The 21,403-nt window shown below is 73.8% G+C and carries 17 protein-coding genes and 1 pseudogene; 9 read left to right on the top strand and 9 right to left on the bottom strand.

Annotated features, from left to right (window positions below; all coding sequences use genetic code 11):
- Window positions 1–37: 37 nt before the first annotated feature.
- On the bottom strand, window positions 38–1,204 hold the full coding sequence (gene kynU, locus IG63_RS0114485; RefSeq protein ID WP_051706860.1) for a kynureninase: 1,167 nt from the start codon (window positions 1,202–1,204) through the stop codon (window positions 38–40).
- Window positions 1,201–3,096, bottom strand: coding sequence for a sigma factor-like helix-turn-helix DNA-binding protein (locus IG63_RS23330; RefSeq protein WP_036195583.1), 1,896 nt, complete (start codon window positions 3,094–3,096; stop codon window positions 1,201–1,203). Before IG63_RS23330 ends, kynU begins: the two co-directional genes overlap by 4 nt.
- A 76-nt stretch (window positions 3,097–3,172) precedes the next feature.
- Between IG63_RS23330 and IG63_RS0114475 the strand changes: the two genes are divergently transcribed.
- The 5 genes from IG63_RS0114475 (at window position 3,173) to IG63_RS23090 (ending at window position 8,126) form a co-directional block, all read left to right on the top strand.
- On the top strand, window positions 3,173–4,429 hold the full coding sequence (locus IG63_RS0114475) for a cell division protein PerM (protein WP_051706858.1): 1,257 nt from the start codon (window positions 3,173–3,175) through the stop codon (window positions 4,427–4,429).
- A gap of 165 nt (window positions 4,430–4,594) precedes the next feature.
- Window positions 4,595–5,203: a phosphoribosylglycinamide formyltransferase gene (gene purN / locus IG63_RS0114470; RefSeq protein ID WP_157210184.1), complete on the top strand. Its 609-nt coding sequence runs from the start codon at window positions 4,595–4,597 to the stop codon at window positions 5,201–5,203.
- The gene (gene purH / locus IG63_RS0114465; protein ID WP_030485068.1) at window positions 5,200–6,783 is read left to right on the top strand and encodes a bifunctional phosphoribosylaminoimidazolecarboxamide formyltransferase/IMP cyclohydrolase; all 1,584 of its coding nucleotides are present in this window, start codon (window positions 5,200–5,202) and stop codon (window positions 6,781–6,783) included. Before purN ends, purH begins: the two co-directional genes overlap by 4 nt.
- A 186-nt stretch (window positions 6,784–6,969) precedes the next feature.
- The gene (locus tag IG63_RS0114460) at window positions 6,970–7,824 is read left to right on the top strand and encodes a bifunctional methylenetetrahydrofolate dehydrogenase/methenyltetrahydrofolate cyclohydrolase (protein ID WP_030485067.1); all 855 of its coding nucleotides are present in this window, start codon (window positions 6,970–6,972) and stop codon (window positions 7,822–7,824) included.
- Window positions 7,821–8,126: a DUF3017 domain-containing protein gene (locus tag IG63_RS23090; protein WP_036195578.1), complete on the top strand. Its 306-nt coding sequence runs from the start codon at window positions 7,821–7,823 to the stop codon at window positions 8,124–8,126. The genes IG63_RS0114460 and IG63_RS23090 overlap by 4 nt, the downstream gene beginning before the upstream one ends.
- 6 nt (window positions 8,127–8,132) lie before the next feature.
- Here IG63_RS23090 and IG63_RS0114450 read toward each other — a convergent pair whose 3' ends face one another.
- The 3 genes from IG63_RS0114450 to IG63_RS0114440 form a co-directional block, all read right to left on the bottom strand.
- Window positions 8,133–8,945: a ribokinase gene (locus tag IG63_RS0114450; protein ID WP_030485065.1), complete on the bottom strand. Its 813-nt coding sequence runs from the start codon at window positions 8,943–8,945 to the stop codon at window positions 8,133–8,135.
- Entirely contained in the window at window positions 8,942–9,910 is a 969-nt protein-coding gene (locus IG63_RS0114445) for a nucleoside hydrolase (RefSeq protein ID WP_030485064.1), read from the bottom strand. The genes IG63_RS0114450 and IG63_RS0114445 overlap by 4 nt, the downstream gene beginning before the upstream one ends.
- A gap of 104 nt (window positions 9,911–10,014) precedes the next feature.
- Window positions 10,015–10,998, bottom strand: a complete 984-nt coding sequence (locus IG63_RS0114440; RefSeq protein ID WP_030485063.1) for a malate dehydrogenase — start codon at window positions 10,996–10,998, stop codon at window positions 10,015–10,017.
- A 149-nt stretch (window positions 10,999–11,147) separates the two neighbouring features.
- Between IG63_RS0114440 and IG63_RS0114435 the strand changes: the two genes are divergently transcribed.
- From IG63_RS0114435 to IG63_RS23605, 3 genes are all read left to right on the top strand, one after another.
- Entirely contained in the window at window positions 11,148–11,792 is a 645-nt protein-coding gene (locus IG63_RS0114435; RefSeq protein WP_245604445.1) for a DUF1707 SHOCT-like domain-containing protein, read from the top strand.
- Window positions 11,793–11,948: 156 nt separating this feature from the next.
- A complete protein-coding gene (locus IG63_RS0114430; RefSeq protein WP_030485061.1) occupies window positions 11,949–14,165 on the top strand; it encodes an NADP-dependent isocitrate dehydrogenase in 2,217 nt (738 codons plus the stop codon).
- Window positions 14,166–14,264: 99 nt separating this feature from the next.
- Complete coding sequence (locus tag IG63_RS23605; RefSeq protein WP_245604444.1) at window positions 14,265–15,515, top strand: MFS transporter; 1,251 nt, start codon at window positions 14,265–14,267, stop codon at window positions 15,513–15,515.
- Between the two features lie 77 nt (window positions 15,516–15,592).
- Here IG63_RS23605 and IG63_RS22225 read toward each other — a convergent pair.
- Window positions 15,593–16,579, bottom strand: a pseudogene (locus IG63_RS22225) (GNAT family N-acetyltransferase); the annotation flags it as partial.
- A gap of 23 nt (window positions 16,580–16,602) precedes the next feature.
- Window positions 16,603–17,670 (bottom strand): tryptophan--tRNA ligase, encoded by a 1,068-nt coding sequence (trpS, locus tag IG63_RS0114415; RefSeq protein ID WP_030485058.1) that lies wholly within the window; start codon window positions 17,668–17,670, stop codon window positions 16,603–16,605.
- A gap of 61 nt (window positions 17,671–17,731) precedes the next feature.
- Here trpS and IG63_RS0114410 point away from each other — a divergent pair, with 61 nt between their 5' ends.
- Window positions 17,732–18,244, top strand: coding sequence for a 2'-5' RNA ligase family protein (locus IG63_RS0114410; protein WP_030485057.1), 513 nt, complete (start codon window positions 17,732–17,734; stop codon window positions 18,242–18,244).
- A 396-nt stretch (window positions 18,245–18,640) separates the two neighbouring features.
- On the opposite strand, the gene IG63_RS0114405 is transcribed toward IG63_RS0114410, so the two are convergent.
- Together IG63_RS0114405 and IG63_RS0114400 are read right to left on the bottom strand one after the other, a co-directional pair.
- Window positions 18,641–19,384 (bottom strand): succinate dehydrogenase/fumarate reductase iron-sulfur subunit, encoded by a 744-nt coding sequence (locus IG63_RS0114405; RefSeq protein ID WP_030485056.1) that lies wholly within the window; start codon window positions 19,382–19,384, stop codon window positions 18,641–18,643.
- Window positions 19,381–21,402, bottom strand: coding sequence for a fumarate reductase/succinate dehydrogenase flavoprotein subunit (locus IG63_RS0114400; RefSeq protein WP_030485055.1), 2,022 nt, complete (start codon window positions 21,400–21,402; stop codon window positions 19,381–19,383). Before IG63_RS0114400 ends, IG63_RS0114405 begins: the two co-directional genes overlap by 4 nt.
- Window position 21,403 lies beyond the last annotated feature (1 nt).

Here is a 21,403-nt window from a genome sequence, read left to right as displayed (position 1 = left end):
GCGAGTTCCCCAGGTGAACCTGGGATTCTGGCGGTGATCAGGTGACGGCGTTGCGCTCGTCGTACGCCGGGTCGAGGTGCTCGCCGTGCTCGAGCACGAGGGCGAGCCGCTCGAGGGCCACGTCGACGTCGTCGGCGGTGTTGTAGAGCGGCGCGAAGCCGAAGCGGGCGATGTCGGGGTCGCGGAAGTCGCCGACGACGTCGCGGGCGATCAGTGCCTGGACGAGGCCGTACGCGCGCTCGTGGCGCACCGAGACCTGGCTGCCGCGACGGGCGTGGTCGCGGGGGGTGGCCACCTCGAGGCCCAGCCGGTCGAGGCCGGCGACGAAGCGGTCGGTGAGCCCCAGCGAGCGGCGGCGCAGCTCGGCGACCTCGACGCCCTCGAAGGCCTCCAGTGCGACCTCCAGCGCGGAGAGCGCGAGCACCGGCGGCGTGCCGGACGCGAAGGACCCGACGCCGGGACGGGGCACGTAGTCACGCGCCATCGCGAAGGGCGTGGCGTGGCCGAACCAGCCGGTGACCGGCTGGCGGGCCGCCTCCTGGTGGCGCGGGGCCACCCAGAGGTAGGCGGGGGAGCCGGGGCCGCCGTTGAGGTACTTGTAGGTGCAGCCGACGGCGAGGTCGGCGCCCGCCGCCTCCAGGTCGACGGGCACGGCGCCCGCGGAGTGGCACAGGTCCCACAGCACCAGCGCACCGCGCTCGCGCGCCGCCGCCGTGATGCCCGGCAGGTCGAACATCGCACCGGTGCGGAAGTCGACGTGGGTCAGGCACAGCACCGCGACGTCGTCGTCGACGGCGGCCAGCGGGTCGGCGGGGTCGCACCAGCGCAGCTCCAGGCCCAGCAGGTCGGCGACGCCCGCGGCGACGTAGCCGTCGGTCGGGAAGGTCGTGGGCTCCACGACGAGGACCCGGCGCTCGGGTCGCAGCCGGGCGGCGGCGACGAGCAGCTTGAAGAGGCTGACGGAGGTGCTGTCGCCGAGGTGGAGGTCGCGGCCCTCGACGCCCAGCAGCGGCGCGATCCGGTCGGCCACGCGGCGGACGAGGTGGAGCCAGCCGGCGTCGTTCCACGACCGGATCAGGCCGTGCCCCCACTCGTGGCGCACCACGTCGGCCACGCGCTCGGCGACGCCGTGCGGCAGGGCGCCCAGGGAGTTGCCGTCGAGGTAGACCAGGCCGTCGGGCAGCGCGAAGCCGGGCCGGCTCACCGGCCGGCCCGCAGCTCGAGCAGGCGGTCGCGGGCGCGGTTGACCACGGCGCGGAAGGTGTCCTGGTCCATGTCGGCGTCCCCCGAGGGTGTGAAGAGCACCTGCGTGGCGTGGCGGCCGACGCGGGCGACGCCCATCCAGTACCCGATGCTGCGGTCCTCCTCGAGCTCGCGGTCGAGCCGCCAGATCGCGACGGTGGAGCCGCGGAAGCCGTCGCGCACCTCCTGCTCCTGGCTGACCGAGGCGGCGAGGTCGTCGTCCTCGCAGGCGGCCATGGCGGCGACGACGTCGTCGACCAGCTGCCGGGCGCGGCGCTCGTCGCGGAAGGTGCCGACGGTCTGCGTGACGCCGAAGCGCGGCGGCAGGTCGGCCTGGGGGATGACGTAGGTGCGGGAGGTGGCCCGCGGGGCGCCGGAGCGGCGGAAGCGGGTGCGGTCGCAGCTGGTGGCGGCGTCGCCGGCCTGGGCGAGGGCCGGCCGGGTCCCGACCCAGGGACGGTTGACCCGTCCGACGGGCGGCAGGTCGGTCGCGGCCAGGGTGCCGGGGGCCTCGCCGGAGGGCGGCGGCAGCACGCGGCGCACCTCGGTGCGCACCGGGCAGGTGCCGGCGGGGTCGGACTCGCAGAGCCGCTTGACCCCGCGCTCCAGCAGTGCCGCGGCGCGGCGTACCTGCACCGAGGCGCCGCCCCGCGTCTCGGCGACGGTCGAGACGGTGACCCGGTCGCTGCGTGTGAGTCCGACGACGTAGCTGCGGGGACGGCCGTCCTCGGTGGGCAGCCGCAGCCGCAGCACCTCGGCCCGGGCGCCCAGCCCGTTGATCCGGTAGCTGTCGAGCAGCTGCAGCCGCGCCTCGCTGCAGCCGGCGAACCAGCCCAGGGTGGTGGCGTACGCCGCCCGCGCGGCGGCGGCGGTGCTCGAGACCTCGACGGTCTGCAGCAGGGTGCGCCGCGGCTGTCCTGCCGAGGCGAAGCTGCGCACCAGGGTGCCCTCGCCCTCGGGATCGGCGAAGCGGCTCGACTGGCAGACCGTGTTGATGCCGTCGCCCTCGGTGTTGTCGCCGGTGCCGACCTCGCGCCACCGCTGCTGCCGGTCGAGCGAGGCGACGTCGGAGGCGCGCAGCAGCATCTCCGCGGTGACCGGGCGCGGCTCCGGCCCGGCGGGGACGCTCTCGTCGGCGGAGCCGGGCTGGACGACGAGGAAGCCGCCGAGCAGCGTCACCGCGACGGCGGCCGCGACCCCGGCGACGACGCGGCGCCGGGCGCGCCGCGAGCCCTGCAGCCGCAGCTGCTCGCCGGCAGGGAGGGCAACGGCGTCGACCAGGGGGGTCAGCGACTGCAGTGCGTCGGTCACGGCCGGGTCGGACCCGTCGTCGGCCTCCGGTGCCGGGAGGTCGACGCGGCGCCGCAGCCGGGTGCGGGCCCGCTCGAGGAGGGTGGCCACCCGCGCGGGAGGCAGCCCGAGCTCGCGGGCGACGTCGTCGTGGTCGAGCCCGGCCAGGTGCACCAGCAGCAGCGTGCGCCGGTAGCGGTCGGGGAGCGAGAGCACGGCCCGCAGCACGGCGGACTGGTGGTCGTCGGCGCCCTGGTCGCGGTCGCGGCGTCGGCCGACGTGGCGGCGCTGCGCCTGCGACCAGGCGCGGGCGCGCACCCACTCCTCGGGGTCGGCGAGACCGCCGACGGTGCGCCAGCGCTGCGCGGCGGCGACGTAGGCGTCGCGCACCGCCGAGCGCGAGGCGGCCAGGTCACCGGTGAGCAGGTAGGCCTGCAGCAGCAGCCGGCGCCGACCTGCGCGGTAGACCTCGTCGAAGTCGGGGGCTGCGGTGGAGGGGGGCGGGCCCGACGGCTCTCCCGAGCGACCGTCTGGGGCTGCGCCCGCTGGCTGGGACCGCGGCACGACGCACCACGCTACCCGGCCGCTCCTCCGCGTGGCTCACCGACAGGTGGCCGTGGCTCGGTCAGGATGGAGCGCGATGACTGACCTGGCGAGCCGTCCCGGCACCGGCACCGGCCGACCCGAGCGCCCCGTGCCGCGGGGCCGCGCGGCGCGGGTGGTCGCGTGGCTGCGGGGCGAGCAGGAGCGCACCCTCGCGGGCGCCGCGGCCCTGGCGGCCTGCGGCGCGGTGGTCACCGGGCTCCTGGTCGCGATGGCGCTCGGCCTGGTCGGCTGGTACCTCGCCGAGGCGGGCGCCTACGGCAGCACCACCGCTGCGCTCGGTGCCGCCACGCAGGTGTGGCTGCTCGGTCACGGCGCCACGCTGAGCATCGGCGGCGTCCCGGTCGGGCTGGTGCCCCTGGCGGTGACGGCCGGGCTGGTGGCGGTCGCCCACCGCCTCGCTCGCCGCGCCGGACGCACCGCGAGACCCACCACCGACGACCGCGCGCTGCTGCAGGCCGTCACCGTCTTCGCCGGCGTCTACATGGTGCTCGTGGTCGTGGTCTGCGTGCTCGCCGGCACCGACGCCGTCAGCGCCAGCATTCCGCGGGCCGTGGTCGGCTCGCTGCTGATCGGCGCCCTCGCCGGGGGCCACGGCCTCGCCCGGGGCTCGGGCCGGTGGGAGCCGCTGCTCGCCCGGGTGCCGGGGTGGGTGAGGGCCGTCGTCCACGGGGCGCTGCTCAGCGTCGGGCTGCTCCTCGTCGGGGCGACGATGCTGCTCGCCGCGGCGATCGGCTTCGGCGTCAACGACGCCCTCGCGGTGCTGGCCGCGCTACGGCTCGAGACCACCGACCAGGTCGCGTACGGCGCCGCCACCCTGCTGCTCCTGCCCAACGCGGTGGTCTTCGCCGCGGCCTACCTGCTCGGGCCCGGCTTCGCGGTCGGCACGGGCACCGTGGTCTCGCCGACGGCCGTGGTGCTCGGACCGGTGCCGGCCTTCCCGCTGCTCGCGGCGCTGCCCGACGACGGACCGACGCACCCCTGGCTGCTCGGCCTGGTGGCGGTGCCGGTGCTGGCCGCGCTGGTCGGTTCCGGCCGCTCGCAGCGCGCCTACGGCGTCCTCAGCGCCGACTCCGCCGCGCTGCGCGGCTTCGGCAGCGGCGCGCTCGCCGGCGTCCTGGTCACGCTGCTCGCCGCGCTCGCCAGCGGCCCGGTCGGCACGGGCCGGCTGGCCGACGTCGGCCCGCCCATCTGGGACGTCGCCGTGCTCGCCGTCGGCGCCATGAGCCTCGCCGGGCTCCTCGCGGGCAGCGTCGTCGCCTGGTGGGACCGGCGCCGCGCCCGTCGTACCTGACGCCCATCCGCCCCAGATGCGCGCCCATCCGCCCCAGATGCGCGCCCATCCGCCTCAGATGCACACCGATCCGCCCCAGATGTCGGCATCTGGGGCGGGTCGCCCGGCATCTCAGGCGGATGGGCGGGGCGGGGGGCGCGGTCGGCGCGAAGTAGCCTGTCGCCCGTGCCGTGCCGTCTCGTCGTCCTCGTCTCGGGCGCCGGCACCAACCTGCAGGCGCTGCTCGACGCGGCCGCCGACCCGGCGTACGGCGCCGAGGTGGTCGCCGTGGGCGCCGACCGCGACGGGATCGAGGGGCTGGCCCGTGCGGAGCGCGCGGGCGTGCCGACCTTCGTGCACCGGCTCCGCGACCACGCGACGCGCGAGGAGTGGGACGCCGCGCTGGCGGCGAGCGTCGCGTCGTACGCCCCGGACGTGGTGGTGCTCGCCGGCTTCATGAAGCTGGTGGGCGAGGAGCTGCTCACGCGCTTCCCGCACCGGGTGCTCAACACCCACCCGGCGCTGTGCCCGGCGTTCCCCGGCACCAGCGGCCCGGCCGACGCGCTGGCCTACGGCGTGAAGGTCACCGGGGCGACGCTCTTCGTCGTCGACGCCGGGGTCGACACCGGCCCGATCGTCGCGCAGACCGTGGTGCCCGTCGAGGACGACGACGACGTGGCCTCGCTGCACGAGCGGATCAAGGTCGCCGAGCGGCGCATGCTCGTCGACAGCGTGGGCGCCATCGCCCGCGACGGACTCACCATCACCGACAGGAAGGTGCGGATCGGCCCATGACCGAGGTCTCGCAGGACCAGATCGCGATCAGGCGGGCGCTGGTCTCCGTCTACGACAAGTCGGGGCTCGAGGAGCTCGTCCGCGGTCTCCACGACGCCGGCGTCGAGCTCGTCTCGACGGGCGGCTCCGCCCGGCTGATCGACGGGCTCGGGCTGCCGGTGACGAAGGTCGAGGACCTCACCGGCTTCCCCGAGTGCCTCGACGGGCGCGTGAAGACGCTGCACCCGCGTGTGCACGCCGGCATCCTGGCCGACCGACGCCTGCCCGCCCACGTCGACCAGCTCGCGGAGCTCGACGTCGAGCCCTTCGACCTCGTGGTCTCCAACCTCTACCCCTTCACCGAGACCGTCGCCTCGGGCGCCTCGCCCGACGAGTGCGTCGAGCAGATCGACATCGGCGGCCCGTCGATGGTGCGGGCGGCGGCCAAGAACCACCCGTCGGTCGCCATCGTCACCTCGCCCGCGCGGTACGACGACGTGCTCGCCGCCCTCGCCGCGGGCGGCTTCACCCTCGCGCAGCGGCAGGCGCTGGCGGCGGAGGCCTTCGTGCACACCGCGTCGTACGACGTGGCGGTGGCGAGCTGGATGGGCTCGGTGCTGACCGACACCTCCGGCGGCAGCGGCTTCCCCGCATGGGTGGGCGCGACCTACGAGCGGGCCTCGGTGCTCCGCTACGGCGAGAACCCGCACCAGCCGGCCGCGCTCTACCGCAGCGGGTACGGGCCGGCGGGCCTCGCGGGCGCCGAGCAGCTGCACGGCAAGGAGATGTCCTTCAACAACTACGTCGACGCCGACGCCGCGCGGCGGGCGGCGTACGACTTCGACGAGCCGGCGGTGGCGATCATCAAGCACGCCAACCCGTGCGGCATCGCCGTGGGCGCCGACGTCGCCGAGGCCCACCGCCGGGCGCACGAGTGCGACCCGGTCTCCGCCTTCGGCGGCGTGATCGCGGTCAACCGCCCGGTCTCGGTCGCGATGGCCGAGCAGGTCGCCGAGGTCTTCACCGAGGTGGTCGTGGCCCCCGGCTACGACGACGGCGCCGTGGAGGTGCTGTCCGCGAAGAAGAACGTGCGGCTGCTGGTCTGCGAGCCGCTCGAGCGCGGCGGCGTGGAGTCGCGCCCCGTCTCCGGCGGGCTGCTGCTGCAGCGCCGCGACGCGATCGACGCGGTCGTCGAGGGGGGCGGCGACGACCCCGCCACGTGGACCCTGGCCACCGGCGAGGCCGCCTCGTCCGAGGTCCTCGCCGACCTCGGCTTCGCGTGGCGCGCCGTGCGGGCGGCGAAGTCCAACGCCATCCTGCTCGCCTCGGGCGGCGCCTCGGTCGGCATCGGCATGGGCCAGGTCAACCGGGTCGACTCGTGCCGCCTGGCCGTCACGCGGGCGGGGGAGCGGGCCGCCGGCTCCGTGGCGGCCTCCGACGCCTTCTTCCCCTTCGAGGACGGCCCGCAGATCCTGCTCGACGCCGGGGTCCGCGCGATCGTGCAGCCCGGTGGCTCGGTGCGCGACGAGCTCACCATCGAGGCCTGCCGCGCCGCCGGCGTCACGATGTACTTCACCGGCACCCGGCACTTTGCTCACTGAGACCCGGCGAGGGACGAGCCGGGTCGTGCAGTGAGCAGGTCGAGCGAGGCGCACGACCGAGGAACGAGGTCGTGACCGCCGCGTCGAGACCCGGTGGGACGGACGCCGCCCGCGGGGACGGGACTTCCCGGGAGGCTCGGGGTGTGCGGATGTCCGCACCCGCGGGGCAGTGACAGGATGTGCGCCGTGACAGCACAGCGACTCGACGGCACCGCGACCGCCAAGGCCATCAAGGGCGAGCTCACCAGTCGCGTGGCGGCGCTGCGAGAGCGGGGGATCACGCCCGGGCTCGGCACGGTCCTGGTCGGCGACGACCCGGGCTCGACGTGGTACGTCAACGGCAAGCACAAGGACTGCGCCGAGGTCGGCATCGCCTCGATCCGCGAGGACCTGCCCGCCACCGCCACGCAGGACGACGTGCTGGCCGCCGTACGCCGCCTCAACGACGACCCCGCGTGCACGGCGTACATCGTGCAGCTGCCGCTGCCGAAGGGCATCGACGAGAACGCCGTGCTCGGCGAGATCGACCCGGCGAAGGACGCGGACGGGCTGCACCCGACCAACCTCGGCTGGCTGGTGCTCGGCAAGGAGGCGCCGCTGCCGTGCACCCCCGCCGGCATCGTGGAGCTGCTGCGTCGCCACGGCGTGGAGCTGAAGGGCGCGGAGGTCTGCGTGGTCGGTCGCGGCGTCACCGTCGGCCGGCCGCTGGGGCTGCTGCTCACCCGCCGCTCCGAGAACGCCACGGTCACCCTGTGCCACACCGGCACCCGCGACCTGGCCAAGCACGTGCGCGAGGCCGACATCGTCGTCGCAGCCGCGGGGGTGCCGGGCATCGTCACCGCCGACATGGTCAAGCCGGGTGCGGCGCTGCTCGACGTCGGGGTGTCGCGGGTCGACGGCAACATCGCCGGCGACCTCGCCGACGACGTCTGGGAGGTCGCCGGGTGGGTCTCGCCCAACCCCGGCGGGGTGGGTCCGATGACCCGGGCCATGCTGCTCTCCAACGTGGTGGCCAACGCCGAGGCCGCCGCCGGATCGTGACGCTGCCCGACCCGCACCCCGGACGCAGGCCCTCGACCTTCGGCGGCCTGGTCTACCTCGTCGTCTGCGGCGCCAGCCTCGCCGGGCTCGCGGTGGTGGCCTTCGGGCCCTGGCGCCGCGGCGTGATGATCCTCGGCTCCGCCCTCGTCATCGCCGGGGGGATGCGCACGCTGCTCTCCGACCACGAGGCCGGGATGCTGCGGGTGCGCCGCAACCGGTGGGTCGACTCGCTCATGCTCGTCGGCGTCGGCACGTCGCTGATCGTGCTCGCCGGCAGCATCCCCGACCAGCCCGGGCTGTAGGGCCGCTCAGAGCGCGGGGTCGGGTTGCGCGCCCTCGTGGCGCACGGCGCGCGCCCCCGCCGCCAGGGCCGCGCGCAGCGCCGCCTCGTCGTCGGCACCGTCGGCCAGCGCCGCGGCGAGCGCGCCGCAGAAGGCGTCACCCGCTCCCGTCGTGTCGACGACGTCGTCGACCCGCTCGGCGGGGAGCGCGAGGTCGCCCCAGCGGGCGCCGTCGGCGCCGAGGGTGACGAGCAGCGAGCCGGGCGTCCCTGACGTCATGGCCAGCCGCGCGGCCTCGTGCTCGTTGGCCACGACCGGGTCGGCGAGGGCGAGCACGTCGTCGGGGAGGTCGGCGTACGGCGCGGTGTTGAGCACCACGCGGGCGCCCTGACCCCGGGCCCGGCTGCAGGCATCGGCGACCGTGTCGAGCGGCACCTCGAGCTGCACGAGGAGCACGTCGCCGGGGCCGAGGTCGGGGAGGGCGTCGGCGGTGACGGTGGCGTTGGCGCCCGCGACCACGACGATGGAGTTCTCGCCCGTGTCGTCGACGACGATCAGCGCGGTGCCGGTGGGCTCGTCGACGACGGAGAGCGCGCCGGTGTCGACGCCGGCGGCCGCCAGCCGTGCGGCGTACGCCCGGCCGCCCTCGTCGTCGCCGACGGCCCCGACCATCGTGACCGAGGCGCCGGCGCGCGCCGCGGCCATCGCCTGGTTGGCCCCCTTGCCGCCGGCGAGGCGTCGCAGGCCCTCGCCGAGCACCGTCTCGCCGGGGGACGGGTGCTGCGGGACGCGGGTGACGAGGTCGACGTTCAGCGACCCGAGGACGACGACGCGGCTCACGCCGAGCCGCTCACCGTGCGCCACCAGAGGTCGGCGTAGCGCTCACCGTCGACCCCGAGCGCGACGTCGAGGACCGCCGGCGCCTGGCCGTGGGGGTCGTGGGCGAGGTCGCCGTCCCAGTCGCGCAGGTCGACGACCGTGCGGCCGCGGGACCAGGTGCCGGCCAGCTCGACGCGCACCGGGAGCCGCGTGGTGGAGAGTCCGTCGGGGTCGAGCACGGCGCAGACCGCGCCGGCGTCGCCGATGGTGGCGTCGGGAGAGCCGAAGCGCTCGCACTGGAAGTCGATCAGCCGCGCGGCGAGCCCGGCGGGACCGGGGTCGACGAGGTGGTCGCGCACCTGCGCCCGCGAGACCCGCGGGCCGTAGAAGACGTCGAGCCCGTACATCGTGACCGGGACCTCCAGCTCCGCGCAGGCGTCGAGCACCACGGCCGCGGCCTCGGGGTCGTGGAAGACGTTGAACTCCGCGCTCGCGGTCGCGTTGCCGGCCTGGGCGCCGCCACCCATGAAGACCACGCGCGCCAGCCCGCGGGCCGCCTCGGGGTAGGTGCGCAGCAGCAGCGCGATGTTGGTCAGCGGGGCCAGGGGCACCAGGGTCACCGGCTCCGCGGCCTCGACGAGCAGGTCGCGCAGCAGCTCGACGGCGTGCCGCTGGTCGGGCCGGCGCGCGGACTTGTGCCAGTCGAGGTCGCCCATGCCGTCGTGGCCGTGCACGTGACGCGCGTCGGCGTACGGCTCGAGCAGCGGGACCGCCGCCCCCGCCGCCACCGGCACGTCCTCGCGACCGCACGTGTCGAGCACGGTGAGCGTGTTGGCGACGACCTCGCGCAGCGGCGCGTTGCCGCCCACGCACGTGACCCCGCGCAGGTCGATCCCCGGGTGCAGCGCCGCCAGCAGCAGCGCGCACGCGTCGTCCACGCCGGTGTCGACGTCGAGGATCACGGGGGTGGGAGTGCCGGTGTTCATGCGGTGACGGTTTCACAAGTCAACTGGGGAAACCGACACCTCACAGCTGAAGCTTCGGTAGGGAAGTGCGAGGTTCCCAAGTCAACTTGTGAAACCGACAGTCCTCAGATCAGTCCGAGGCCCTTGACCGCGTCGCGCTCCTCGGCGAGCTCGGCGGTGGAGGCGTCGATGCGGCCGCGGGAGAAGTCGTCGATCTCGAGGCCCTGGACGATCTGCCAGTCGCCGCCGGAGGTGGTGACGGGGAAGGAGGAGACCAGGCCCTCGGGAACGCCGTAGGAGCCGTCGGACTGCACGGCCATGGAGACCCAGTCGCCGGACGCCGAGCCGTGCAGCCAGTCGCGGGCGGCGTCGATGGTGGCGGACGCCGCGGAGGCGGCCGAGGAGGAGCCGCGGGCCTCGATGATGGCGGCGCCGCGCTTGGCGACGGTGGGGATGAAGTCGTTCTCGAGCCAGGCCTGGTCGTCGACGACCTCGGCGGCGTTGCGGCCCGCGACCTCGGCATGGAAGAGGTCGGGGTACTGCGTGGCCGAGTGGTTGCCCCAGATCGTCATCTTGGTGATGTCGGTGACGGGGGCGCCGGTCTTGGCCGCGAGCTGGCTGATCGCGCGGTTGTGGTCGAGGCGGGTCAGCGCGGAGAAGCGCGAGGCCGGGATGTCGGGGGCGTTGGAGAGCGCGATCAGGGCGTTGGTGTTGGCCGGGTTGCCCGTCACGCCGATGCGCACGTCGTCGGCCGCCACCTTGTTGAGGGCCTTGCCCTGGGCGGTGAAGATCGCGCCGTTGGCCTCGAGGAGGTCGCCGCGCTCCATGCCCGGCCCGCGGGGACGGGCGCCGACGAGCAGCGCGAGGTTGACCCCGTCGAAGACCTTCTCGGCGTCGTCGCCGATCTCCACGCCGGCGAGGCCGGGGAAGGCGCAGTCGTCGAGCTCCATCACGACTCCCTCGAGCGCCTTCAGCGCGGGGCTGATCTCGAGCAGGCGCAGCTCCACCGGGCGGTCGCCGAGCGCTCCGCTCGCGAGGCGGAAGAGCAGGCTGTAGCCGATCTGGCCGGCGGCTCCGGTGACGGCGACCTTGAGGGGAGTGGTGCTCACGGTTTCTCCTGTACGACGAGGCGGCGGGTCCCGGCCGACGCTAGCAGCGGCGGCCCCCGCGCCGACCACCCACTGCTCCTCGGTGGGCGCCGGGGACTCGTGACATCTGTGACGGGTGCGCCGGCACGGGCTCGCCTAGGGTGGCGCTCGTGGAGCCGACCGACCCCCGCACCCTGCGGATCTCCGACGCCGACCGCCACCAGGTGGCCGAGCTGCTGCGCGAGGCCGCGGCCGAGGGCCGCCTCGACGTCGACGAGCTCGACGAGCGGCTCGAGGCGGCGTACGCCGCCAAGACCTACGGCGACCTGGTGCCGATCACGCTCGACCTCCCCGGAGGCCCCGACCGGGTGCCCGAGGTGCTGCGCGGCAGCGCTCCCGCGGCGCGTCCGTCGCGCTCGCCCGTCGTGGGGCCGCGGCACGACAGCTCCTACGCCGTGATGAGCGAGACCAAGCGGTCGGGCGCCTGGACGGTGCCGGCGGAGCACGCCGCGCTGGCGGTGATGGGCTCGGTGGTGCTCGACCTGCGCGACGCGGAGCTCACCGCCCGCGAGACTGTCATCACCGCCAACGCCGTGATGGGCAGCGTCGAGGTCTACGTCGACGCGTGGACCGCCGTCGTCGTCGACGGCTTCGGCATCATGGGTTCCTTCCAGGAGGGCCGCTCCAAGGTCGAGGCGGAGCTCGAGCCCGGCTCGCCCGTGGTGCGGGTGCGCGGCGTCGCGCTGATGGGCTCGGTCGAGGTCAAGCGCAAGGGCGAGACCCGCGGCTCCCGGCGCGGCATGCTCGGCCACTAGCCGGCCAGCGGCCCGCCACGAGGCGCGAGCGACCCGCTCGACCGCCCGCGCCCGACCTGACAGGCTGGCGGGGGAGCGACGTGGAGGTGACCCCGCGCCGCGCCTGCGATATCTTGACGTGAAGATACTTTCCGCGACAGCCAGGGAGCAGCGCACGTGACCGAGTCGAAGATCATCTACACCCAGACCGACGAGGCGCCCCTGCTGGCGACGTACTCCTTCCTCCCGATCATCGAGGCCTACGCCGCCAAGGCCGGCGTGCCCGTGGAGACCCGCGACATCTCGCTGGCCGGCCGCATCCTCGCGGCCTTCGCCGACCTGCTCCCCCAGGAGCAGCGCGTCGAGGACGACCTGGCCTACCTCGGTCAGCTGGCCACCGAGCCCGAGGCCAACATCATCAAGCTGCCCAACATCTCCGCCTCGGTGCCGCAGCTCAAGGCGGCCGTCGCCGAGCTGCAGGAGCAGGGTTTCGACCTGCCGGAGTACGTCTCCGACCCGCAGACCGACGCCGAGCGCGACGTCCAGGCCCGCTACGCCAAGGTGATGGGCTCCGCGGTCAACCCCGTGCTGCGCGAGGGCAACTCCGACCGCCGCGCGCCGGAGTCGGTCAAGAGCTACGCCCGCAAGCACCCCCACCGCATGGGCGCCTGGAGCAAGGACTCCCGCACCAACGTCGCGACCATGGACGCCGACGACTTCCGCCACAACGAGCAGTCGGTCGTCATCGACGAGGCCGGCGAGCTGCGCATCGAGCTGGTCACCGACGCCGGCACGACCGTGCTCAAGGAGTCGGTGCCGGTCGAGGCGGGCGAGGTCGTCGACGCGACCTTCATGTCGACCGCGCGGCTGCAGGAGTTCCTGCGCGCCCAGATCCAGCGCGCCAAGGCCGACGACGTGCTCTTCTCGCTGCACCTGAAGGCCACCATGATGAAGGTCTCTGACCCGATCCTCTTCGGCCACGCCGTGCAGGCCTTCTTCCCCACCCTCTTCACCGAGCACGCCGACGCGCTGCTCGAGCACGACCTCGACCCGAAGAACGGCCTGGGCGGCATCCTCTCCGGCGCCGAGAAGGTCGGCGGCGACGTCTGGACCGGGATCAAGGCCGCGGTCGACCACGACCTGGCCGAGGGTCCTGCGCTGGCGATGGTCGACTCCGACCGCGGCATCACCAACCTGCACGTGCCGAGCGACGTCATCGTCGACGCCAGCATGCCGGCCATGATCCGCACCTCCGGGCACATGTGGGGTCCTGACGGCGAGGAGGCCGACACCCTCGCGGTGATCCCCGACTCGTCGTACGCCGGCATCTACCAGGTCGTCGTCGACGACTGCCGAGAGCACGGCGCCTACGACCCCGCCACCATGGGCTCGGTGCCCAACGTCGGGCTGATGGCGCGCAAGGCCGAGGAGTACGGCTCGCACGACAAGACCTTCGAGATCGCCGAGGCCGGCACCGTGCGCGTCGTCCAGGGCGACACGGTGCTGATGGAGCACCAGGTCGAGGCCGGCGACGTCTGGCGCGCCTGCCAGACCAAGGACGTGCCGATCCAGGACTGGGTCAAGCTCGCCGTCACCCGCGCCCGCGCCACCGGCGACCCGGCGATCTTCTGGCTCGACGCCGACCGCGCCCACGACGCCAACCTGATCGCCAAGATCGAGCAGTACCTGCCGCAGCACGACACCGAGGGCCTCGACATCACCATCGCCTCCCCGGTCGACGCGTGCCGCACCTCGATCGAGCGGATCCGCCGTGGCGAGGACACCATCTCGGTGACCGGCAACGTGCTGCGCGACTACAACACCGACCTGTTCCCGATCCTCGAGCTCGGCACGTCGGCCAAGATGCTCTCGGTGGTGCCGCTGATCAACGGTGGTGGCCTCTTCGAGACCGGCGCCGGCGGCTCCGCGCCCAAGCACGTGCAGCAGCTGGTCAAGGAGAACTACCTGCGCTGGGACAGCCTGGGCGAGTTCCTCGCCCTGGCCGAGAGCCTGGGCCACTACGCCGCCGCCGAGGGCAACGAGCGCGCCCGCGTGCTCGGCGCCACCCTCGACCGCGCCACCGGCCGGCTGCTCGAGGAGAACAAGTCGCCCCAGCGCAAGCTCGGCACGATCGACAACCGCGGCAGCCACTTCTACGTCGCCCTCTTCTGGGCCGAGGAGCTCGCCGCGCAGACCGACGACGCCTCGCTCGCCGCCGACTTCGCCGAGCTGGCCGGCACCCTGCGCGCGCAGGAGCAGGCCATCGCCGAGGAGCTGATCGGCGTCCAGGGCAGCCCCGCCGACGTGGGCGGCTACTACCGCCCCGACGACGCCAAGGCCTCCGCCGTGATGCGCCCCTCGCAGACCTTCAACGACGCCCTCGCGTCGCTCTGAGGCGCAGGATCCCCAGCTGAGCCTGGGGATCCTGACCCACGTGACGAGGACCACCAGGCGATCCGCGGGATCGGGGAACACGACGGGTACGCCGCAGTTGTGGCTGAGGTGACCGTGACGACGACGCCTGCCCCGGCGGCCCCCGCCGAGGCCCGCCCCTCGCGCCGGCAGGTGTGGTGGGCGCTGCTCGCGCTCGCCACCGGCTCCTTCATGATCGGCACCACCGAGTTCGTCAGCATGGGCCTGCTGCCGCAGATCGCGGCGGGGGTCGGGGTGAGCGTGCCGACCGCAGGTCACGTGATCTCGGCGTACGCGCTCGGCGTCGTCGTCGGCGCGCCGGTCCTGGCCGTGCTCGGCGCCCGGCTGCCGCGACGCGGGCTGCTGCTGTCGCTGATGGCGGTGATGCTCGTCGGCAACGCGCTCACGGCACTGGCGCAGGGCTACGGCCAGCTGATGGGCGCCCGCTTCCTCTCCGGTCTGCCGCACGGCGCCTACTTCGGCGTGGCCGCGCTCGTGGCGGCCGACCTGGTCTCGCCGAAGCGGCGCGCGCAGGCCGTCAGCCTGGTGATGACCGGCCTGACGGTGGCGACCCTGCTCGGCGTCCCGGTGGCGACCCGGCTCGGGCAGCTGCTCGGGTGGCGCGCGGCGTACGGCCTCGTGGTCGTGCTGGCCGTCGCGACGCTGCTGCTCGTGGTGCTGCTCGTGCCGCGGATGGCGGCCGACCGCGGCGCCTCCGGGCGCACCGAGCTGCGGGCGCTGCGGGAGCCGCAGGTGCTGCTGACCGCGCTCGCGGGCGCGATCGGCTTCGGCGGCATGTTCGCGGTCTACACCTACATCGCCTCCACGGTCACCGAGGTGGCCCGCCAGCCCGAGGCGATGGTGCCCGTCTACCTGCTCGCGTTCGGCACCGGCTCGGTGCTCGGCACGCTGCTCGGCGGCCGGCTGGCCGACTGGTCGGTGCTGCGCGCCACGGTGTACGGCGCCCTGGCCATGGGCGTGCTGCTGGCGGTCTTCGCCCTGGTGGCCGAGTCGGTCGTGCTGGGCATGCTGACCGTCTTCGCGATCTCCGGCGCCGGCGGCATCTTCACCATCGGTCTGCAGATGCGGCTCATCCACGTGGCCGGAGCCGCCCGCACCCTCGGCGCGGCGCTCAACCACTCGGCCCTCAACGCCGCCAACGCGCTCGGCGCGTGGCTCGGCGGGCTCGTCGTGGCCGCCGGCTTCGGCTACTCCTCGACCGCGTGGGTGGGCGTGGTGCTCTCCGCGCTGGGGCTCGGCGTGCTCGGGGTCTCGGTGCTGCTCCAGCGCCGGTCGACCGCCGCGGCGCTCTCGTCGGCCAGCACGTCGTAGAGCACCTCGTCGTCCCACCGGTCGTCGCCGAGCAGGACCTCGCGCCGCGCCCGGCCACCCTCGGTGAGGCCGACCGTGCGCAGCAGCCGCCGCGACGCGGTGTTGTCGGCCGCCGCCCACGCCTGCACCCGGTGCAGGCCGAGACCGCCGTCGTCCCACGGCACGAAGGCGTGGCGCAGGGCCAGCCGCACCGCCTCGGTGGTCAGGCCACGGCCGCGGGCCTCCGGGTGGGCCATGAAGCCCAGCTCGCCCTGGCGCCGGTGCTGCAGCGAGGCGAGCTGCACGTGCCCGAGGTACGTCGTGTCGTCGGGGTCGGTGACGGTCCAGTGCACCGCCTCGCCGCGCGCCACCATCTCCCGGCGTCCCTCGACGAAGTCGTGGCCGCGCTCGTCGGTCGTCGGGGGCCGGCCGCGCGGTCCCTCGGAGAAGTGGCGCAGCGTCGCGTCGGACTGCGTCTCCGCGATCCCCGGCAGGTCGCGGTCCTCCAGCGCCCGCAGCCGCACCCGCTCACCGTGCAGCACGGGGACGTCGTACCAGGGGTGGCGCGGTCGCAGCTCCTCACCGCGGGCGAGGGTGCCGAACCACGCCGGCACGAGCGCGCCGCGCTGCTGCATCCAGTCGCGCTCCTGGCCGACGGCGAAGCCGACCCGCCACGCGAGCCGTCGCGAGGCCCAGTTGCCCCGCGCGGCCACCCAGTCGACGACCTCGAGCCCGCGCTCCTCGAAGCCCCACGCCAGCAGCAGCCGCACCGCGCGCTCGGTCAGGCCCCGGCGCCGGGCCCACGGGCTCGTGCCGTAGCCGACCTCGGCGCGGCCGTCGCCGCGCCGGGTGAGCCCGACCCCGCCCGCGAAGCGCTCGACCCCGTCGTCGTCGCGCGCGCTGACGGCGTACTCCCACGCCCGGTCGGTCTCCCAGCCGCCCGGCACGACGTGGCGCACGAAGGTCTTGGCGTCCTCCAGGGAGTAGGGCACCGGCACGGTGGTCCACCGCTGCATCTCGGGGTCGCGGCACTGCGCCAGGACTCCCTCGAGGTCGTCGTCGCGGTGCGCCCGGAGCGTGACCACTCCGTCGGTGAGGGTGGGGACCCTCACCCGTAGGTCATCCCCATGGCCTCGCGCACCTCGGCCAGCGTCGCGTCGGCGATCTCGTTGGCGCGGGCGTTGCCGCGGGCCAGCACCTCCTCGACGTACGCCGGGTCGGCGGCGAGCTCCTCGCGGCGCGCCCGCAGCGGGGCGAAGTAGGTGTTGACGGCCTCGGTGACGCGCGCCTTGAGGCCCCCGCCACCGCCGTCGCCGATCTCCTCGGCGATCTGCTCGGGGGCGGTGCCCTCGCACAGCGAGGCGATCAGCAGCAGGTTGGCCACCTCGGGCCGCGTCTCCGGCTCGTAGGTGATGTGGCGGTCGCTGTCGGTCTTCGCGCTCTTGAGCCGCTTTGCCGTCTCGTCGGCCGTCATCCGCAGCTCCACGACGTTGCCGCGCGACTTGCTCATCTTGGTGCCGTCGGTGCCGAGCAGGAGCGGCGTCTCGGAGAGCAGCGCGTCGGGCTCGGGGAAGATCGCGCCGTAGCGGTCGTTGAAGCGCCGCGCGACGACGCGGGTCTGCTCGATGTGGGGCAGCTGGTCGCGCCCGACCGGCACCACGTTGGCCTTGCAGAAGAGGATGTCGGCGGCCTGGTGCACGGGGTAGGTGAGCATCAGCCCGCTGATCGAGGAGATGCCGGCGCTCTGGGCCTCGTCCTTGACGGTGGGGTTGCGCTGCAGCTCGGCCACGCTGACCAGGCTGAGGAAGGGGAGCAGCAGCTGGTTGAGCGCGGGCACGGCGGAGTGGGCGAAGATCGTGCACCGCTCGGGGTCGAGGCCCGCCGCGACGTTGTCGAGCAGCAGGTTGCGCACGTTGGCCCCGATGTCGCCGACGCCCTCGCGGTCGGTGATCACCTGGTAGTCGGCGATCAGCTGGAGGATCTCCACGCCCGCCTCCTGCAGCCGGACCCGGTTGCGGATCGAGCCGAAGTAGTGGCCGATGTGGAGCGCCCCGGTGGGGCGGTCGCCGGTGAGCATCCGCAGCGAGCCGGGGTCGGTGCCGATGCGTGCCTCGATCTCGTCGCTGCGCGTCTGGGCCGCCCGGAAGGTCTCGCTGGCACTGCTCTTGGCGCTCACGAGGTGGCACTCTACAAAGGCCCCCGCAGGGGTCCCGAAGGCGGCTGGCTAGGCTGCACCGGTGCCCACCATCGGCGTCTCGCTCGCCGTCCCGGAGCCGTGGGGCGAGGAGCTGCAGCGACACCGGATCGCCCTCGGTGACGAGGCGGCCCACCACATCCCGACCCACGTGACGCTGCTCCCGCCGCACGCCACCGACGACGCCTCCGTGCGCGCGCTCGAGGCCCACCTCGAGCAGGTCGCCCGGTCGACCGAGCCCTTCGAGATCCACCTGCGCGGCACCGGGACCTTCCGTCCCGTCTCGCCGGTGGTCTTCCTGACGCTGGTGGAGGGCATCAGCCAGTGCGAGCAGCTGGCCCAGCGCGTGCTCGCCGGGCCGGTGTGCCTCGACCGCGACTTCCCCTACCACCCGCACGTCACCGTCGCCCACCACCTCGACGACGACGGCCTCGACCGCGCCTTCGCCTCCCTGGCGGACTACGAGGCGTCGTTCGCGGTGGGGGAGATGTGGATGTACCTCCACGACCCCACGCACGGCTGGCAGCCCGAGCGCTCCTTCGCCTTCACCGGCTGAGGGGCCTCGGTCGCGCGCCGGCCGCACGCGGTGTGCGGGCCCCCGTAGGCGCCACGTAACGCGGTGTTGTCGCATGTGGAGCAGGGCTGTGCGCGGGGTGTCGCGTACACAGCGCCGCACCAGATGACGCACGCGTCGGCCGGGTGACGCAGCCAGCGCTCCGACGTACCTCGACCGGGGGTGACCCATGTGCCGCGGTGCTGTGCACGGGATCGGGCCGGACAGGGCATGTTCACATGCGGTAACCCGCGTTACATGCCGGACGCCGGACGCCGGACGCCGGCGGGCACGTCACCGGGTCTCGAGGCTCGCCGTCCAGTCCCTCCTGCGTCGGGTCTGGACGGCTCGCACCTCGACCTCCCTAGTCCTCGAGCCTTCGCAAGCTCAGGCTCGGGACTAGTGACCGTGCTTGATGGCGGTGCGGAGGTCCTTGTTGAGCTGGCTGATCACGTCGAGCGGGATGCCCTTGGGGCAGGCGGAGGTGCACTCGCCGATGTTGGTGCAGCCACCGAAGCCCTCGTGGTCGTGCTGGGCGACCATGCCGGCCACGCGGCTGTCGCGCTCGGCCTGGCCCTGCGGCAGCTCGCCGAGGTGGGTGATCTTGGCGCCGAGGAAGAGCGAGGCCGACCCGTTGGGGCAGGCGGCCACGCAGGCGCCGCAGCCGATGCAGGTGGCGACGTCGAAGGCGCGGTCGGCGTTCTCCTTCGGCACGGGGGTGGCGTGGGCGTCGGGCGCCGCGCCGGTGTTGACCGACACGAAGCCGCCGCTGGCGATGATGCGGTCGAAGGCGGAGCGGTCGACCATGAGGTCCTTGATCACCGGGAAGGCCGTGGCGCGCCAGGGCTCGACGGTGATGGTCTCGCCGTCGTGGAAGGAGCGCATGTGGAGCTGGCAGGTCGTGGTGACCTCGGGGCCGTGGGCCTCGCCGTTGATCATCAGGTCGCAGCTGCCGCAGATGCCCTCGCGACAGTCGTGGTCGAAGACGATCGGCTCCTCGTCGCCGGCGATGAGCTGCTCGTTGAGCACGTCGAGCATCTCGAGGAAGGACATGTCCTCGGAGACCTCGTCGAGCTCGTAGGTCCTGATCCCGCCGGGGTCCTGCGGACCGTCCTGGCGCCAGATCTTCAGGGTGAACTTCACTTGTAGCTCCGCTGCTTCATCTCGGTGAACTCGTAGACCAGGTCTTCCTTGTGGAGCACCGGCGCCTGCCCCTCGCCGGCCCACTCCCAGGCCGCCACGTAGGCGTACTGGTCGTCGTGGCGCAGGGCCTCGCCGTCCTCGGTCTGCGACTCGGCCCGGAAGTGGCCGCCGCAGGACTCCCGCCGGTTGAGCGCGTCGATGCACATCAGCTCGCCGAGCTCGAGGAAGTCGGCCACGCGGCCGGCCTTCTCCAGCGACTGGTTGACCGTGTCGGCCGACCCGAGGACCTTGACGTTGCGCCAGAAGTCGTCCTTGAGCGTGCGGATGAGGTCGATCGCCTTCTTCAGGCCGTCCTCGGTGCGCTCCATGCCGCAGTACTCCCACATGATGTTGCCGAGCTCGCGGTGGTAGGAGTCGACGCTGCGGGTGCCCTTGGTGGTCATGAAGTGGTCGATGCGGGCCTGGACGGCCTGACGCGCCTCGACGACCGCCGGGTGGTCCTCGGTGATCTTGTCGAAGGGGGAGTCGGCGAGGTAGTCGCGGATCGTGTTGGGCAGCACGAAGTAGCCGTCGGCGAGCCCCTGCATCAGCGCCGAGGCGCCGAGGCGGTTGGCGCCGTGGTCGGAGAAGTTGGCCTCGCCGGCCACGAAGAGGCCGGGGATGCTGGCCTGCAGGTCGTAGTCGACCCAGAGGCCGCCCATCACGTAGTGGACCGCGGGGTAGATCCGCATCGGGACCTCGTAGGGGTCCTCGCCGGTGATGCGGGCGTACATGTCGAAGAGGTTGCCGTACTTCGACTCCACGGCCTTGCGACCCAGGCGCTCGATGGCGTCGGCGAAGTCGAGGTAGACGCCGCGGCGCACGCCGTCGACCTCGGGACCGACGCCGCGGCCCTCGTCGCACATGTTCTTGGCCTGGCGGGACGCGATGTCGCGGGGGACCAGGTTGCCGAAGGCGGGGTAGATCCGCTCGAGGTAGTAGTCGCGGTCGTCCTCGGGGATCTCGCGGGGATCCTTGTCGGCGTCCTTGGCGTCCTTGGGGACCCAGATGCGGCCGTCGTTGCGCAGCGACTCCGACATCAGCGTCAGCTTGGACTGGTGGGCGCCCGAGACGGGGATGCACGTCGGGTGGATCTGGGTGTAGCAGGGGTTGGCCATGTAGGCGCCCTTGCGGTGGGCGCGCCACGTGGCGGTGACGTTGCAGCCCATGGCGTTGGTGGAGAGGAAGAAGACGTTGCCGTAGCCGCCGCTCGCCAGCACCACGGTGTCGGCCAGGTGGGTCTCGATCTCGCCGGTGACCATGTCGCGGGCGATGATGCCGCGGGCGCGGCCGTCGACGACGACCAGCTCGAGCATCTCGTGGCGGGTGAACATCTCGACCGTGCCGGCCCCGACCTGGCGCTCGAGCGCCTGGTAGGCGCCGATGAGCAGCTGCTGGCCGGTCTGGCCGCGGGCGTAGAAGGTGCGGGAGACCTGGACGCCGCCGAAGGAGCGGTTGTCGAGCAGGCCGCCGTACTCGCGGGCGAAGGGCACGCCCTGGGCGACGCACTGGTCGATGATGCTGGCGCTGACCTCGGCCAGGCGGTAGACGTTGGACTCCCGCGAGCGGTAGTCACCGCCCTTGATGGTGTCGTAGAAGAGCCGCTGGACCGAGTCGCCGTCGCCCTTGTAGTTCTTGGCGCCGTTGATGCCGCCCTGCGCGGCGATCGAGTGCGCGCGTCGCGGGGAGTCCTGGTAGCAGAAGGACTTCACCTGGTAGCCGGCCTCGCCGAGCGTGGCGGCCGCCGAGCCCCCGGCCAGCCCGGTGCCGACGACGATCACCGAGACCTTGCGGCGGTTGGCGGGGTTGACGATGCGCGCCTCGAAGACGCGCTTGCTCCAGCGCTCCTCCAGCGGACCGTCCGGAGCGTGCTCCCGACCGGTCAGGGGCTCGCCCGGGACGTAGTAGCCCGCGGCGTCGTCGTGACGCTGCGGGTCGTCCGGGGAGGCCGGGTCGGAGGTCTTGAGCGTGTCGGTCATG

The sequence above is a fragment of the Nocardioides aequoreus genome (genome assembly GCF_000720335.1).
GTDB lineage: Bacteria > Actinomycetota > Actinomycetes > Propionibacteriales > Nocardioidaceae > Marmoricola > Marmoricola aequoreus.
Note: the sequence above shows the minus strand (reverse complement) of the source record. Positions and strands in the feature narration are given on the sequence as shown.

Coding starts and splice junctions, on each gene's coding strand:
- IG63_RS0114475 (WP_051706858.1), top strand. CDS start 3,173: ATGACTGACCTGGCGAGCCGTCCCGGCACCGGCACCGGCCGACCCGAG.
- purH (WP_030485068.1), top strand. CDS start 5,200: ATGACCGAGGTCTCGCAGGACCAGATCGCGATCAGGCGGGCGCTGGTC.
- IG63_RS0114445 (WP_030485064.1), bottom strand. CDS start 9,910: ATGAACACCGGCACTCCCACCCCCGTGATCCTCGACGTCGACACCGGC.
- IG63_RS0114400 (WP_030485055.1), bottom strand. CDS start 21,402: ATGACCGACACGCTCAAGACCTCCGACCCGGCCTCCCCGGACGACCCG.